The sequence below is a fragment of the Streptomyces sp. NRRL B-24484 genome (assembly GCF_000717715.1).
In the GTDB taxonomy this organism is placed as follows: domain Bacteria; phylum Actinomycetota; class Actinomycetes; order Streptomycetales; family Streptomycetaceae; genus Kitasatospora.
On record NZ_JOAI01000011.1, the window covers coordinates 83,624 to 98,835 of the forward strand.

Sequence of the window (15,212 nt, forward strand, 5' to 3'; positions counted from 1 at the left end):
TCCGGGCGGTCGTCGACCGGGCCGCCGAGCAGGGCTTGTGCGTACGCGGCGTAGGGTAGTGTCGCCTGCGGCCCGGCCGCCCGCGCGGCCGGCGGTCGCGCCCGGGACCGTGCGCGGCTCCATCACCGCCGGGGCAACTCGGCCGTGACGAGGGGATCGTGGCCGTGACGGAGACGCAGGCGGGCCGGACGGTGAACGGGATCCTCCCACCGGGGGCCGGCCCTCGGGGGCCCAACCCGCCGGGCACGGTCGGCGAGCCCGACCTCCGCAATCTGCTGGCCGGTCTGACGGCCGTCCGGGACGGCGACTTCGGCACCCGGCTGCCGGACGACGCGGACGGACTGCTCGGCGAGATCGCCGGCGTCTTCAACGGCATGGTCGACCAACTGTCGCTGTTCACCTCGGAAGTGACCCGGGTGGCGCGCGAGGTGGGCACCGAGGGGCAGCTCGGCGGTCAGGCCGAGGTGCCGGGGGTGTCGGGCACCTGGAAGGACCTGACGGACTCGGTCAACGCCATGGCCGGCAACCTGACCACCCAGGTCCGCGACATCGCGCAGGTGGCGACGGCGGTAGCCAAGGGCGACCTCTCGCAGAAGATCGACGTCGCGGCCCGCGGCGAGATCCTGGAGCTCAAGAACACCGTCAACACGATGGTCGACCAACTGTCGTCGTTCGCCGACGAGGTGACCCGGGTCGCGCGTGAGGTCGGCAGCGAGGGCCGGCTCGGCGGCCAGGCCCAGGTGCCGGGCGTCGCCGGCACCTGGCGCGACCTGACGGACTCGGTCAACTTCATGGCCGGCAACCTGACCGACCAGGTCCGCAACATCGCCCAGGTCACCACGGCGGTCGCCAAGGGTGACCTCTCGCAGAAGATCACCGTCGATGCGCGCGGCGAGATCCTGGAGCTCAAGAACACCGTCAACACGATGGTCGACCAGCTCTCGGCGTTCGCGGACGAGGTGACCCGGGTGGCGCGGGAGGTGGGCACCGAGGGCATCCTCGGCGGCCAGGCCCAGGTGCCCGGTGTGGCCGGCACCTGGCGCGACCTCACCGTGTCGGTGAACTCGATGGCCGGCAACCTGACCGGCCAGGTCCGGTCGATCGCCCAGGTGGCGACGGCGGTAGCCAAGGGCGACCTGTCGCAGAAGATCACCGTGACGGCCCGCGGCGAGATCCTGGAGCTGAAGGAGACCATCAACACGATGGTCGACCAGCTCTCCTCCTTCGCCGGGGAGGTGACCCGGGTGGCCCGCGAGGTGGGCACCGAGGGGCGGCTCGGCGGTCAGGCGGACGTCCGTGACGTCTCGGGCACCTGGCGGGACCTCACCGAGTCGGTGAACGTCATGGCGGACAACCTGACCGCGCAGGTCCGGTCGATCGCCGAGGTGACGACCGCCGTCGCCCGGGGCGACCTGAGCCAGAAGATCCGGGTCGATGCGCGGGGCGAGATCCTGGAGCTGAAGGAGACCATCAACACGATGGTCGACCAGCTCTCGGCGTTCGCGGACGAGGTGACCCGGGTGGCCCGCGAGGTGGGCACCGAGGGCAATCTCGGCGGTCAGGCCACCGTCCGCGGTGCGAGCGGCACGTGGAAGGACCTGACGGACAACGTCAACGTGATGGCGTCCAACCTGACCGGGCAGGTCCGTTCGATCGCGCAGGTGGCCACGGCCGTCGCCCGCGGCGACCTCAGCCAGAAGATCACCGTCGAGGCGAAGGGCGAGGTCGCGGCGCTCGCCGGCGTGATCAACACCATGGTCGACACGCTCTCCGCGTTCGCGGACGAGGTGACCCGGGTGGCCCGCGAGGTGGGCACCGAGGGCACGCTCGGCGGGCAGGCCCGGGTGCCGAACGTCGCCGGCACCTGGAAGGACCTCACCGACAACGTCAACTTCATGGCGCACAACCTGACCAGCCAGGTGCGCAACATCGCCCAGGTCACCACCGCGGTGGCGAAGGGCGACCTGACCCGCAAGATCGACGTCGACGCGCGCGGCGAGATCCTGGAGCTCAAGACCACCATCAACACCATGGTCGACCAGCTCTCGGCGTTCGCCGCCGAGGTCACCCGCGTGGCGCGGGAGGTGGGCACCGAGGGTACGCTCGGCGGCCAGGCCGAGGTCGAGGGCGTCTCCGGCACCTGGAAGCGCCTCACCGAGAACGTCAACGGCCTGGCCGGCAACCTGACCCGGCAGGTCCGGGCGATCGCCGAGGTCGCCAGCGCGGTGGCGGCCGGCGACCTGACCCGGTCCATCACCGTCGACGCCTCCGGCGAGGTCGCCGACCTCAAGGACAACATCAACTTCATGGTGGAGTCCCTGCGCGAGACCACCCGGGCCAACGAGGAACAGGACTGGCTGAAGACCAACCTGGCCCGCATCTCCGGCCTGATGCAGGGCCGCCGCGACCTCGCGGTGGTCGCCGAGGTCGTGATGGACGAACTCACCCCGCTGGTCGGTGCCCAGTACGGCGCCTTCTACCTCGCCGAGGAGACCCCCGAGGGCACCGAACTCGCCCTGGTCGGCTCCTACGCGCACCGCCCCGGACAGGCACCCGCCCGCTTCCGCCTCGGCGAGTCCTTCGTCGGCCAGGCCGCCCGCAGCAAGCGCATGATCGTGGTCGACCGGCTGCCGGGCGACTACGTCACCGTCTCCTCGGGCCTCGGCAGCACCACCCCGCTGGAGCTGGTGGTCTTCCCGATCCTGGCCGAGGACCAGGTGCTCGGCGCCATCGAACTCGCCACCGTGCACGGTTTCACCGCCGTCCACCGCGGCCTGCTCGACCAGCTGATGGAGACCATCGGCGTCAACGTCAACACCATCCTCGCCAACGCCCGCACCGACGAACTGCTCGGCGAGTCCCAGCGGCTGACCGCCGAACTCCAGACCCGCTCCCGCGAACTCCAGTCCCGCCAGGAGGAGTTGCAGTCCTCCAACGCCGAACTGGAGGAGAAGGCGGCCCTGCTGGCCGCGCAGAACCGCGACATCGAGACCAAGAACCTGGAGATCGAGCAGGCCCGCCAGGAGCTGGAGGACCGCGCCCACCAGCTCTCGCTGGCCTCCAAGTACAAGTCCGAGTTCCTGGCGAACATGAGCCACGAGCTGCGCACCCCGCTCAACAGCCTGCTCATCCTCGCCCAGCTGCTCGCCCAGAACCCGACCCGGAACCTCACGGCCAAGCAGGTCGAGTACGCGGGCATCATCCACTCCGCCGGCTCCGACCTGCTGCAGCTCATCAACGACATCCTCGACCTCTCCAAGGTCGAGGCCGGCAAGATGGACATCAGCCCGGAACGCATCCCGCTCACCAAGCTGCTGGAGTACGTGGAGGCCACCTTCCGGCCGCTCACCGGGCAGAAGAGCCTGGACTTCCGGATCACCACCGCGTCCGGCGTGCCCGGCACCCTGCTCACCGACGACTACCGGCTCCGCCAGGTGCTGCGCAACCTGCTCTCCAACGCCGTCAAGTTCACCGAGCGCGGCGGCATCGAGCTGCGGATCGAGCCCGCCTCCGCGGAGGACGTGCCCGGCCTGGCCCGGCACGGCGGACCGGTGCTGGCCTTCCACGTCACCGACACCGGCATCGGCATCGCCCCGCAGCACCTGGACAGCGTCTTCGGCGCCTTCCAGCAGGCCGACGGCACCACCAGCCGCAAGTACGGCGGCACCGGCCTCGGGCTCTCCATCAGCCGCGAGATCGCCTACCTGCTCGGCGGCGCCATCACCGCCGAGAGCACCCAGGGCCGCGGCAGCACCTTCACCCTGTACCTCCCCGCCGAGCACCCCGACGCCGTGGAGCCGCGCCCGGCGGACGCCGTCCCGCAGGCCGGCCCCCAGGAACGGACCGGCCCCGCGCCCACCGCTCCGGCGCCGGTGCTGCGCAAGCGGCTGCTGGTCATCGAGGAGCGCCCGCACGGACTGCTGTCCATGGTCGCCGAGAGCGCCGCCGCCGACCTGGCCGCGCACGCCGACCCGGGCGACCCGCGCGGCCCGGTCGAGATCGTCGCGGCCGCCGGCGCCCAGGAGGCCGCCGCCCTCCTCGCCGACCAGGCCTTCCACTGCGTGGTGCTGGATCTCGACCTGCCCGACGGCGCCGCCGCGGCCCTCCTCGCCTCGATGGGCCGCGACCCGGCCCTGCACGGCGTCCCCGTCCTCGCCCACAGCGGCCGCCGCACCGGAGGCCACGAGGAGGCGCTCGCCGCCCGGCCCGCACAGCCGCCGGTCGACATGCTCTCCAGCCTCGACGAACTCCGCGAACGCATCGCCCTGCACCTGAGCGCCGACCGCCCCGGCGACGTCCTGCCGCTGGTCCGCGGCGAGGAGGGCACCGGACCCGTCCCGCAGGACGTGGACGGCAGCCTGGCCGGACGGACGGTCCTGGTCGTCGACGACGACGACCGCAACCTGTACGCCATCACCGGCATCCTCGAACTGCACGGCATGACGGTGCTGCAGGCGGAGAACGGACGGGCCGGCATCGAGACCCTCACCCGGCACCCCGGCGTCGACCTGATCCTGATGGACGTCATGATGCCGGAGATGGACGGCTACACCGCGACCGGCGCGATCCGCGCCATGCCCGCCCACGCCGACCTGCCGATCATCGCGGTCACCGCCAAGGCCATGCCGGGCGACCGGGAGAAGAGCCTCGCCTCCGGCGCCACCGACTACGTCACCAAGCCGGTCGACGCCCGCGACCTGGTCGCGTGCATCCGGCGCAGCCTCGACAGCGGCGTCGCGGAGGCCCGGGCATGACCGCCGAACTCCCCGCGCCCGGGCCGCCCGCCGACGCGTCCGCCGAACATCCCGCCGACACGCTCCCGGAGGCGGTCGCGGCCGCCGAGTCGCTCGTCCCCGTGCCGCGCCGGACCTCCGGCCCCGTCCCCGCCTCCGGCCCGTCGCCCGCGCTCGCAGCCTCGCCCGCGGGCGGGCCGTCGCCGGCGGACGGGTCGGCGGAGCGGGGTGGCCCGCAGGCCGCACCGGGCGTGCTCGGCCGGCTCGCCTCCACCGTCGAACGGCTGCGCCGGGAGGTCCGCGAGGCCCAGGCCGCCGCCGACGGACGCGCCCTGATCGACCTCGCCAAGGGCATCCTGATCGGCCGGCTCACCTGTGGGCCGGCCGAGGCCGAGGCCCAGCTCGCCGCCCTGGCCGAGCGGGCGAACGTCACCGTGCTGGAGCTGGCCGCGGACATCATCAACCAGGCCGCACGGGACGGCATCGCGGCCACCGCGCGGGACTTCGTCGCCGCCGGCGGACCGGCCCCGCACGGAACCGGCCGGCACACCCCCGCCGAGCCGGTCTCCCCGGCGCTGCGGCTGCGCACCGCGGAGGCCGCGGCCATGGCCGCCGACGACATCCACACGGTCGCCCGGTCGGTGCTCGACCACGCCCTCGCGCCGCTGGACGCCGGCGCCGCGGTCATCTGGGAGGCCCACCCGGACGGTTCGCTCCGGCTCGCCGGCTCGGCAGGGTTCACCGCCGAGGAGGCCGCCCGCTGGCACTACGTCCCGCCCGGCGTCCCGACCCCGGCGCGCTCCGCGCTCACCGCCCGCGACCTGGTCCGGTTCGAGTCCGTCGCCTCCGGGCCTCCCGGCATCGGCCGCCGCCAGCTCACCGGCACCCGGATCGCCGTGCCGGCCGGCATCGGCGGCCGGCTCACCTGTGTCCTGGAGATCTGCTGGGCCGCCCGCACCGCGGAGCAACCCCCCGCCGTGCTGCGCCAGTTCGAGGCGCTGGCGGAACTCTGCGCCCGCGCCCTGGAGTCCGCTCCGGAGATCCCGCCCGGCGCGCTGATCCCGGCCGCCGACGCCCGACTGCGCGAACTCCTCGACCTCGTGGACGGCCTGCACGACCCCGGACTGCTGCTCAAGCCGCTGCTCGACGACCGCGGCGCCGTCGCCGACTTCCTGATCAGCCACGTGAACGGCCGCTTCGTCGACTTCGCGGGCCGCCCGGCCGCCGCGGTCGCCGGCGCCACCCTGCTGGAGGCGTACCCGCTCAGCGCCGAGCCCGGCGGGCTGTTCCAGCTCGTCGAGCACGTCCACGCCACCGGCGAGCCGTTCCGCTCGGCGAACCTCGGCCTGACCGCGCTGATCGACGACGTGCCGCTCACCACCGCCGCCGAGGCCGCGCTCAGCCGCCACGGCGACCACGTGGTCTGCGTGTGGCGCACCCGGGACGAGTCGAGCCGGGTCGCCAGCCTGCTCCAGCACGCCCAACGCCTCGGCCGCATCGGCGGTTTCGAGGAGGACCTGCGGACGGGCACCGCCACCTGGAACGAGACGGTCTACGACCTGTACGGGCTGCCGCCGACGGCGCCGCCGGTGACCCTCGACCAACTGGCCGGCCACTGCCACCCCGACGACCGGCAGGTCATCGGCCGTTTCCTGCGCACCCTGCTGCACCACCGCCGGCCGGCCGACACCGCCTTCCGGCTCAACCGGTCCGACGGCGTCGTCCGGCACATCCGGATCGTCGCCGAACCCGTGCTGGACCAGTGGTCCCGGCTGACCGCGGTCCGCGGCGCCTACCAGGACGTCTCCGCCCAGCACTGGACGGAGGTCGCGCTCGCCGCCACCCGCGAACAGCTGGCGCACACCGAGGAGCAGGCGGCCGCCCGCAACCGGCTCGCGCTGCAACTCCAGCACGCCATCATGCCGGTGGGCCGCGGCCCGCTGGACCTCACCGGGCTGCGCATCGCCGTCCGCTACCGCCCCGCCGAGAAGGACCACATGGTCGGCGGCGACTGGTACGACGCCGTCACGCTGCCCAGCAAGCGGATCCTGCTCTGCGTCGGCGACGTCGCCGGCCACGGCATCGAGGCCGCCACCGGCATGGTCGCGCTGCGCAACGCCCTGCGCGGCCTCGCCGCCACCGGCTCCGGACCGGCCCAACTGCTCGGCTGGCTCAACAACGTGACCCACCACCTGACCGACCACGTCACGGCCACCGCCGTCTGCGCGCTGTACAACCCCGCCGACCGGACCCTGAGCTGGGCCCGCGCCGGGCACCTGCCGCCGGTGCTGCTGCGCGGCGGCCGGGCCGCCACCGTCCAGCCGCTCGGCGGCATCCTGCTCGGCGCCCTCGCGGACGCGGACTACGAGGAGGGCACCATCCAACTGGAGGCCGGCGACACCCTGATGATGTACACCGACGGCCTGATCGAGCGGAAGGACCGCACCCTGCAGGAGTCGCTCGACGGCCTGGTCGCGCTCACCGAGCGGGCCTTCGGCGCGGCCCGCGACGCGCGGGACCCGGCCCCGCTGGAGCGCCACCTCGACCACCTGCTGACCCACAGCAGTGCCGACACCGACGACGACACCTGTCTGATCGGCATCCAGGTCTGCTGACACCGTCCCGCCGGCCCGGCGCACACGTGACCGGCCGCGCGCACGGCACCGGGCCGGTCGCCGACTCCTCGGCGACCGGCCCGGAACAGGGGCGGAACGGGCCTACCAGCGGTACCAGCGGGCCCGCGAACCACCGGTCGTCGTGCCACGGGCGATGAACCCGACCAGCCACACCGCCAGGACGAGGACGGCGATCCACCACAGCGCCTTGAGCGCGAACCCCAGGCCGAACAGCAGTAGCGCGAGCAGCAGGACCAGGACGACGGCGAGCATGCGCGTTCTCCTCTCACGGTGACGGACTGTGCACCGCTCCGGCTGCCCCGGCCCGGCCCGATCATGCACGCCGGTCCCGGTCGCCGTCCTCAGCGGGCCGGGCCGCCCCCGCTCGGCACGTGCGCGAGCGCGGCCGCCGTGAAGGCGCGGACCGCGGCGCTGCGGTAGGCGCTCTCGCGGTGCAGCAGGACGACCGTCCGGGAGGGCAGCGGCGGATCGGTGGGCACCTCGGACAGGCCCGGGCACTGCCGGACGGCCCGGTCCGGCAGCACGCTGGCGAGGGTGCCGGCCGCGACCAGGTCCGCGATCACCGCGATCGAGGCGGCCTCCACCGCGGCCCGCAGCCGCAGACCGTGCTCCGCCGCGTAGGCGTCCAGGTGCCGCCGGGTGGCGAAACTGCCGCTGAGCAGGGCGAGCGGGTGCTCGGCCAGGGCGGCCGCGGGCACCGGCTCCCGCCGTCCGGCCAGCGGGTGCGTCGGGCCGACCACCAGCACCAGAGCCTCCGGGAAGAGCGGCTGCGTGGCGATCCCGGCGCGGTGGCCGCCGCCGAAGGCGATGCCCAGGTCGAGCGCGTCCTCGACCAGCTCGGCCTCGATCCGGTCCTGCGGCACCTCCCGGACGTCCAGGGTGATCCCGGGGTGCGCGGCGTGGAAGTCCGCGACCAGCGGGCCCGTCAGGTAGGCGCTGAAGGTCGGGGTGGTGGCCAGCCGCAGCGCGCCCCGCGAGAGGTCCTGCACGTCCTGCACCGCCCGTTCGGCGGCCGCGAGTTCGCGCAGCGCCAGCCGGGCGTGCCGCAGGTACGCCTCCCCGGCGTCGGTCGGCCGCACCCGGCGGCCGGTGCGGTCGAGCAGTTCGACGCCCAGCGACCGTTCGAGCTGCCTCACCTGCTGGGAGAGGGTCGGCTGCGAGAGGTGCAGCGCCTCGGCGGCCCGGGTGAAGCTCCCGTGCTCCGCCACGGCCAGCAGATAGCGCAGATGGCGCAGTTCCATGGGGCCGATCATAGATGCGACCAATGGGAGTCATGGCATCTCCGACTTGGACGCTATACCCGCTGGTCGGGCAGAGTCGACGGCATGCAGGAACTCACCGACGGGCTGCGGCGCTTCCGGCGCGAGGCCTTCCCCCCGCGGGCCGCGCTCTTCGCCGACCTGGCCGCCCGGCACCGCCCCGGCACGCTGTTCATCGGCTGCTCGGACAGCCGGGTGGTGCCCGAACTGATCACCCAGAGCGAGCCGGGGGAGCTCTTCGTCGTCCGGACGGCCGGTAACCTGGTGCCGCCTCACCCGGCCGGAGCGGACGCGGTCGCCGCCAGTATCGAGTACGCGGTCGGCGTGCTGGGCGTGAGCGACGTCGTGGTCTGCGGGCACTCCGGCTGCGGGGCGATGACCGCGCTCGTCACCGGTGACGGCCTCGACCGCCTGCCCTCGGTGGCGGCCTGGCTGCGGCACGGCGCGGGCGTCGCCGACGAGCCGGACCCGGGTGTCGCGGACGCCCCGGTCGAGCACCGGGTCGCCGCCCTGGTGCGGGCCAACGTGGCCACCCAGCTCGCCCGGCTGCGCACCCACCCGGCCGTCGCCGAGGCACTGGACCGGCAGGCCCTGACCCTGCACGGCTGGGTCTACGACATCGCCTCCGGGACCGTCGAGACGTACGACCGGGACGCCGACCGCTTCGCCGCGCTGCCCTGCTGACGGCGGCCCGGCCCCCCGGATGAGCGGTCGTCAGAACATCACTCCACCGGGTGAATTGCCGGTCCGGAGCCGGTACCGGGAAATAGCCGGGGGATCCGGCGGGTTCGGGTACCACGGCGGCCGCAGGGCCGTCGGCGTACCGAGGAGGATGTCATGAAGATCGGGATCATCGGGGCCGGGAACATCGGCGGCAACCTCACCCGCCGGCTCACGGCCCTCGGCCACGAGGTACGGGTGGCGAACTCGCGCGGCCCCGAGTCGTTGGCGGCGCTGGCCGAGGAGACCGGGGCGACGCCGGTCGCGGCGTCGGAGGCCGCGCTCGGCGCGCAGGTGGTCGTGGTGACCGTCCCGCTGAAGCGCGTGCCGGATCTGCCGTCCGGGCTGTTCGACGGCGCCGACGACGGCCTCGTGGTGATCGACACCGGCAACTACTACCCGCAGCAGCGGGACGGCCGGATCGCCGGGATCGAGGACGGCCTGACGGAGAGCCGCTGGACGAGCGAGCAGCTCGGCCGCCCCGTCGTCAAGGCGTTCAACGGCACCTACGCCCAGGACCTGCTGGACCGCCCGCGGCCCCAGGGCGACCCGGAGCGCATCGCCCTGCCGGTGGCCGGCGACGACCCGGCGGCCAAGCAGGTCGTCCGCGACCTCATCGACGAACTGGGCTTCGACACCGTCGACGCCGGCACCCTCGACGAGTCCTGGCGCCAGCAGCCCGACACCCCGGTGTACGGGCTGCGCGGCGGCGTGGCCGAGGTCGAGAAGGCCCTCTCCGAGGCCTCCCCGGACCGCCCGGAAGCCTTCCGCGGCTGACCCGTCCACCGGGGCCAGGTACCTGGGTCCGGTGGACGGGACGCCACGGCGGGATGCGGTGACCGCCTGCGGCGGCCGTCCGTGGGAGTCCGTGCGGCCCCTGCGGGCACCGGCTCGGCGCGGCGACGGGGTGCGCGGTCCTGTGGATGTGACGGTGCGGTGCGGCGGCCTGTGGGGAGGAGGCCGCCGCACCGGGTGGGCGGGCCGTTCGGCCCCCGGGTCAGCCGGCCGCGCCGTCCACGACGGTGTTGCCGGTGACGGTGCCGCTGGTGCCGTCCACGGTGACCAGGTGCCGGACGCCGTCCGTGCCGACCACCACGGCCTGCCAGCTGCGGCCGCCGCCCTGGCGGTCCGCCGGGCGGAGCGACTCGACCTTGCCGCCCGGCACGGCTGCGGCGGCCTTGGTCACCGCGTCGGCCGCGGCGAGCTCGGGCAGCGGAGCGGGAGCGAGCCGCGGTATCGCCCTGCCGCCCGACGGACCGGCCTCCGCCGGGACGCCCGCCCGCTGCTCGATCACCACGCGCCGCTCGCCGTCCTCACCGCGGACGACCCGGTGCTTGAAGCCGCCCGGCCCGAAGGGCTCGCCGTCCCGGAGGGCGACCCGGGAACCGCGGTGCTCCTCCGCGTGGTGGACGGCCGCCGCCGCGACGCCGCCCAGCACGACCACGGCCGCGCCGACCCCGACCCAACGGGCCGTCCGCCCGCGCACCCACCGTCCGACCGTCCTCCGCCGCCCACCGGGGCTGACCGCCCCCGACGCCTCGCCGGTCTTCGCGCCCGGCTCCGCCGGACCCACAGGCTCGCTCATCGGCCGTCCCTCCTCCTCGCTCGTCTCCGCACGGAACGCCGCACCGGACCGCCGGGCGCAGGCCCGGCCGGTGCGGCGGCGGCCAGCATGCGGCACCGTTCCTGAAGCGGGGCTGAAGAACCTGAAGACCCCTTCAGGGACCGCCCGGGAGCACCTGTCACCCTGTAGCGCATGCGGGTACTGGTGGTGGAGGACGAACGGCGGCTGGCCGCCGCCCTGCGGCACGGTCTGACGGCCGAGGGATTCACGGTGGACGTCGCCCACGACGGCGTCACGGGCCTCGCCCGCGCCTCCGAGCAGCCGTACGACGTGATCGTGCTGGACATCATGCTGCCCGGCCTCAACGGCTACCGGGTCTGCTCGCTGCTGCGGGCCGCCGGCCACGACGCGGGCATCCTCATGCTGACCGCCAAGGACGGCGAGTGGGACGAGGCCGAGGCGCTCGACACCGGCGCGGACGACTTCCTGTCCAAGCCGTTCTCCTACGTCGTCCTGGTGGCGCGGCTGCGCGCGCTCGCCCGCCGCATCGGCAGCCGGGCACCCCGCGCGACCGTCCTCGGGGACCTCGTCGTCGACGCCGCCGGCCGCACCTGCACCCGGTCCGGCACCCCGGTCCGGCTCACCGCCCGCGAGTTCGCCGTACTCGACCACCTCGCCCGGCGGGCCGGCGAGGTCGTGACCAAGCGGGAGATTCTGGACGAGGTCTGGGAGTCCGGACCGGACGGCGACCCGAACATCGTCGAGGTCCACATCAGCGCGCTGCGCCGCAAGATCGACACCCCCTTCGGGCGGGCCGCCCTGCAGACCGTACGGGGTGCCGGGTACCGGCTGGCGGCCGACGGTGGCTGAGCCGACGACCACCGAGCCGACGACCACCGAGCCGACGCCCACGGGCGCCCGACCCCGCCTCCGATCCGGCCTCCGCGCTCGGACCCGGACCCTGACCCGTCCCTGTGGCCGGACCGCCCGCCTGCTGCGGCGCCTCACCCCGCGCTCGGTGCGCGCCCGGACCACCCTCGCCGCCTGCACCACCGTCGGCGCCGCCCTGCTCGTCGCCTCCACCGCCCTCCTCGGCCTGCTCCACGCCAACCTCGAACGCAGCGTCGAGAGCGGCGCCCGCGAGCAGGCGATCGCCGTCGCCCGGCAGGCCGCCGACGCGCAGCTCACCCCGCTGCTGCCGCTCGACCACGGCGCCGACTTCGTCCAGGTCGTCGACCGGACCGGCCGGGTGGTGGCGGCCAGCCAGAACCTGGCGGGCCGCCCGGCGGTGGCCCCCGTCGGCGGTCCCGACGGTCACACCACCTTCGACCTGCGTCCGTTCGGCGAGGAGCACCGGCAGCGGGTCGCCACCGTCACCGCCACCACGCCCTCCGGCCCGGTCACCGTCCGGGTCGGCTCCTCGCTGCGCACCGTCGACACCGCCCAGCACGTCGCCGCCGCCGCCCTCCTGGTGCTCTGCCCGCTGCTGCTGCTCACCGTCGGCGTGCTGACCTGGCGGACCACGGGCCGCGCGCTGGCCCCGGTGGAGGCGATCCGGGCCGGCGTCGCGGCCATCGGCGACCGGCAGCTCGACCTCCGGGTGCCCGTCCCGGCCGCGGACGACGAGATCGCCCTGCTAGCCGGCACCATGAACGCCATGCTGGCGCGGCTGGAGGCCGCCGGCGCACGCCAGCGCCGCTTCATCGCGGACGCGTCGCACGAACTGCGCAGCCCGCTGGCCGTCCTGCGCACCCAGCTGGAGGTCGCGCTGGCCCACCCCGATCCCGAGGTGCGCACGGCGCTGCTCGAAGGCGCCCTGGAGGACACCGACCGGCTGCAGGCCCTCGCCACCGACCTCCTGCTGCTCGCCAGGCTCGACTCCGGCGGCCCCGACCGCGCCGAGGCCTCCCTCGGTCCGTCCGACCCGGTCGACCTCGCCGAGCTGGTCGCCGACACGGTGCGCGCCCGGGCCGGCGACCCGCACCCCGTCCGGCTCGACCTGCAGGACGGCATCCACGTGGCCGGCAGCAGACTGTGGCTGGGACGGCTGCTGACCAACCTGCTCGACAACGCCCAACGGCACGCCGACCGGGAGGTCACCGTCCGCCTGCACCGCGAGCCGGGCACCGGATCGGCCGTCCTGGAGGTCGCCAACGACGGCTGCGAGGTCGCCGCCGAGGACCGCGAGCGCATCTTCGAACGGTTCACCCGGCTCGACGACGCCCGCAGCCGTGACCACGGCGGCGCAGGCCTCGGACTGCCGATAGCCCGCGACATCGCCCGCCACCACGGCGGCGACCTCGCGCTCGCCCCGTCCCCGGGCAGCACCGTGTTCCGCACCCGCCTGCCGCTCCCGCCCGCGCGGAGCTGAGCCGCGCCCGTCACACCGAGGGGGCGGGCCGACCCGCTACGAGGTGGACGACGGTGCCGCCCTCCCGGGCCCGCAGAGCGGCGGAGACCCGGGCGCCGAGGTGGGACGGCAGCCGGCGGACGGCCTCCTCGGGCGGCAGCCAGCTCGCGGCCAGGATCTCTCCGTCGGCGAAGACCAGTTCCTCGGCCTGCCGCGGAGTCAGCGCGGGGGTGTCGAAGACGAAGCAGTTCAGCGCCCGGCCGTGCCTGGTCGCGGACGCCGGCGCGGTGTCCACCACGAGCAGCCGCCCGACGGGGACGTCGAGGGCCAGCTCCTCCATCAGCTCCCGTGCGGCGGCCCCGGCCGGTGCCTCGTGCGCTTCGACCATCCCGCCCGGCAGCTCCAGGCCCTCCTTGTAGCCGGGGTGCAGGACGAGCACCCGCCCCGCGGTGTCCGTGACCAGGGCGGTGGCCGCCGCCATCGGCGCCGGCAGCTGGGCGTAGTGGTCGCGCGGTCCCATCGGGGTCCGGAGGCCGTCGCGCAGCACCGCCGTGTGCGCACCGCGCTCGGCGCCGATCGCCGCCGCGAGCCGCCGTGCCGCCGGGGGCCGGAGCAGCCCGAGCGCCTCCTCCTCGGGGTGGAACGCAACCGTGGCCGCCCCCGTCGGCCGGTCACCGCTGCCGCCGGCGGCCCCGGCGGCCCCGATGCCGTGAGGAGCGTGGACGGCGTGGACGAAGACCAGGAGGGTCCGCCCCGGTGGCTGCGCCGACACGGTGTCCACGGCCAGCAACCGACCCGCCTCGGCGGACCGGCCGAACCCCACCGGCAGGGTGCGGAGCAGAGCGCGAGCGGGTTCCTCGTCCCCGACCGGACCACCGGGCAGCTCCCAGCCGTCGCCGTCGCCGTCGCCGTCGCCGCCGCCGGGGCTCGGACGGACGAGCAGGAGACGGCCGCGGTCGTCACGGATCAGGCCCTCCACGTGCACGCCGGGCGCGGAGCCGGAGAGTTCGATGGCGGAGGGGCTGGGGACGGGTGGGGTCACAGGAGGGCGCTCCCTTGCGTACGGCGGACGGTCGTCGGTCGGAGCCTGCCCACGGGGTGCCGCCCGCCACGCTCGAACCCGCCGGGCGGGACGTGCGGACCCGTACCTCCTCCCCACCAGGGCCGGCGTGCGCTGCGCGGCGGGGGCGCGGACCGGTGCTGCCGCGCACCGGCCGTCCGCCGGTCCGCATCCGAGTGTTTCTCTCCGCCCTGCCGGGAGCGGCGCGGCGGCGAGCACCCGAGGGGTTCATGGCGAGGCCGCCGCGGGTCCGCTCCTCGGGCCGATCCGGCGGCCCGGTGCCCGCTCGGCAGCGGCGGGCCCGGTGCGGCGGACCTCCTGCACGGTCCGGGTGCGCCCGTGAGGGCGGCGTTGCGCTGCGCAGCCCCGGCGGGATTGACTGGGACCGAACCGACCGATGCCGGAGGACAGCCATGAGCAGCGCCTTCCCGGCCCACGGCCAGGATCCGGCCGTGTGGGCCGCGGCCGCCGTGCCGGGCCCGCTGATGCGTGCCCTCGACCAGCGGGGCGGCCTGCCGCACACCGTGCGCCAGGAGATCGCCCGCCAGCTCGCCGAGGGCACCCACGCGGGCCGGCTGCGGGACCGCATCGAGCGCCGCTGGTGGGAGCGGTACGCGCAGCTCACCGGTCCGGAGCTGCTGCGGCGCGCCGACGACATCGCCCTCGACCTGGTGGCCGCACCGACCTGCCCGCTCGGCTGCGAGGACGGCTGGCTGCCGGACGAGTCGCGGGTGTGCCCGTGGTGCAGGCCGAACAACACCGTCATCGACGTGGCCCCGGACGACGAGCCCGTCGGCCGCCGCCTCGAACCCGAGGAGCAGGTCCGTCGGGCGGCCGAGGTCCGCGCCGCGATGCGGGCCGGTCGCCGTTACCCGCGTCCCGCCCGCTGA

At 75.1% G+C, this 15,212-nt stretch carries 11 protein-coding genes; 7 read left to right on the forward strand and 4 right to left on the reverse strand.

Going from position 1 to position 15,212, the window contains the following annotated elements; translation table 11 throughout:
- The first annotated feature begins 191 nt into the window (after window positions 1-191).
- Complete coding sequence (locus IE98_RS0112495; protein ID WP_030268209.1) at window positions 192-4,754, forward strand: HAMP domain-containing protein; 4,563 nt, start codon at window positions 192-194, stop codon at window positions 4,752-4,754.
- Window positions 4,751-7,348: a SpoIIE family protein phosphatase gene (locus tag IE98_RS0112500; protein WP_078660966.1), complete on the forward strand. Its 2,598-nt coding sequence runs from the start codon at window positions 4,751-4,753 to the stop codon at window positions 7,346-7,348. Before IE98_RS0112495 ends, IE98_RS0112500 begins: the two co-directional genes overlap by 4 nt.
- Window positions 7,349-7,450: 102 nt before the next feature.
- Here IE98_RS0112500 and IE98_RS0112505 read toward each other — a convergent pair whose 3' ends face one another.
- Window positions 7,451-7,621, reverse strand: a complete 171-nt coding sequence (locus IE98_RS0112505) for a hypothetical protein (protein ID WP_030268213.1) — start codon at window positions 7,619-7,621, stop codon at window positions 7,451-7,453.
- A gap of 89 nt (window positions 7,622-7,710) precedes the next feature.
- Entirely contained in the window at window positions 7,711-8,610 is a 900-nt protein-coding gene (cynR, locus tag IE98_RS0112510) for a transcriptional regulator CynR (RefSeq protein WP_030268215.1), read from the reverse strand.
- A gap of 84 nt (window positions 8,611-8,694) precedes the next feature.
- Here cynR and IE98_RS0112515 point away from each other — a divergent pair, with 84 nt between their 5' ends.
- Both IE98_RS0112515 and IE98_RS0112520 read left to right on the forward strand, forming a co-directional pair.
- On the forward strand, window positions 8,695-9,312 hold the full coding sequence (locus IE98_RS0112515) for a carbonic anhydrase (protein WP_052390449.1): 618 nt from the start codon (window positions 8,695-8,697) through the stop codon (window positions 9,310-9,312).
- Between the two features lie 93 nt (window positions 9,313-9,405).
- On the forward strand, window positions 9,406-10,125 hold the full coding sequence (locus IE98_RS0112520) for an NADPH-dependent F420 reductase (protein ID WP_267882335.1): 720 nt from the start codon (window positions 9,406-9,408) through the stop codon (window positions 10,123-10,125).
- A gap of 220 nt (window positions 10,126-10,345) precedes the next feature.
- On the opposite strand, the gene IE98_RS0112525 is transcribed toward IE98_RS0112520, so the two are convergent.
- Window positions 10,346-10,933, reverse strand: a complete 588-nt coding sequence (locus IE98_RS0112525) for a hypothetical protein (RefSeq protein WP_159400896.1) — start codon at window positions 10,931-10,933, stop codon at window positions 10,346-10,348.
- A 171-nt stretch (window positions 10,934-11,104) separates the two neighbouring features.
- Here IE98_RS0112525 and IE98_RS0112530 point away from each other — a divergent pair, with 171 nt between their 5' ends.
- Window positions 11,105-11,782 (forward strand): response regulator transcription factor, encoded by a 678-nt coding sequence (locus IE98_RS0112530; RefSeq protein ID WP_030268221.1) that lies wholly within the window; start codon window positions 11,105-11,107, stop codon window positions 11,780-11,782.
- 148 nt (window positions 11,783-11,930) lie between these two features.
- Window positions 11,931-13,283 carry a HAMP domain-containing sensor histidine kinase gene (locus tag IE98_RS0112535; RefSeq protein WP_234443519.1) on the forward strand — a complete coding sequence of 451 codons (1,353 nt, stop codon included), beginning with the start codon at window positions 11,931-11,933 and terminating at the stop codon, window positions 13,281-13,283.
- 10 nt (window positions 13,284-13,293) lie between these two features.
- Here the strand turns inward: IE98_RS0112535 and IE98_RS46205 are convergent, their stop codons facing one another.
- The gene (locus IE98_RS46205; RefSeq protein WP_078660967.1) at window positions 13,294-14,304 is read right to left on the reverse strand and encodes an NUDIX hydrolase; all 1,011 of its coding nucleotides are present in this window, start codon (window positions 14,302-14,304) and stop codon (window positions 13,294-13,296) included.
- Window positions 14,305-14,735: 431 nt separating this feature from the next.
- On the opposite strand from IE98_RS46205, the gene IE98_RS44525 reads away from it, so the two are divergent.
- A complete protein-coding gene (locus tag IE98_RS44525) occupies window positions 14,736-15,212 on the forward strand; it encodes a hypothetical protein (protein WP_030268225.1) in 477 nt (158 codons plus the stop codon).

What these genes read in the sequence shown, in the direction of transcription:
- IE98_RS0112500 (WP_078660966.1), top strand. Translation starts at nt 4,751, where the DNA reads ATGACCGCCGAACTCCCCGCGCCCGGGCCGCCCGCCGACGCGTCCGCC.
- IE98_RS0112505 (WP_030268213.1), bottom strand. Translation starts at nt 7,621, where the DNA reads ATGCTCGCCGTCGTCCTGGTCCTGCTGCTCGCGCTACTGCTGTTCGGC.
- cynR (WP_030268215.1), bottom strand. Translation starts at nt 8,610, where the DNA reads ATGGAACTGCGCCATCTGCGCTATCTGCTGGCCGTGGCGGAGCACGGG.
- IE98_RS0112515 (WP_052390449.1), top strand. Translation starts at nt 8,695, where the DNA reads ATGCAGGAACTCACCGACGGGCTGCGGCGCTTCCGGCGCGAGGCCTTC.
- IE98_RS0112525 (WP_159400896.1), bottom strand. Translation starts at nt 10,933, where the DNA reads ATGAGCGAGCCTGTGGGTCCGGCGGAGCCGGGCGCGAAGACCGGCGAG.
- IE98_RS0112530 (WP_030268221.1), top strand. Translation starts at nt 11,105, where the DNA reads ATGCGGGTACTGGTGGTGGAGGACGAACGGCGGCTGGCCGCCGCCCTG.
- IE98_RS44525 (WP_030268225.1), top strand. Translation starts at nt 14,736, where the DNA reads ATGAGCAGCGCCTTCCCGGCCCACGGCCAGGATCCGGCCGTGTGGGCC.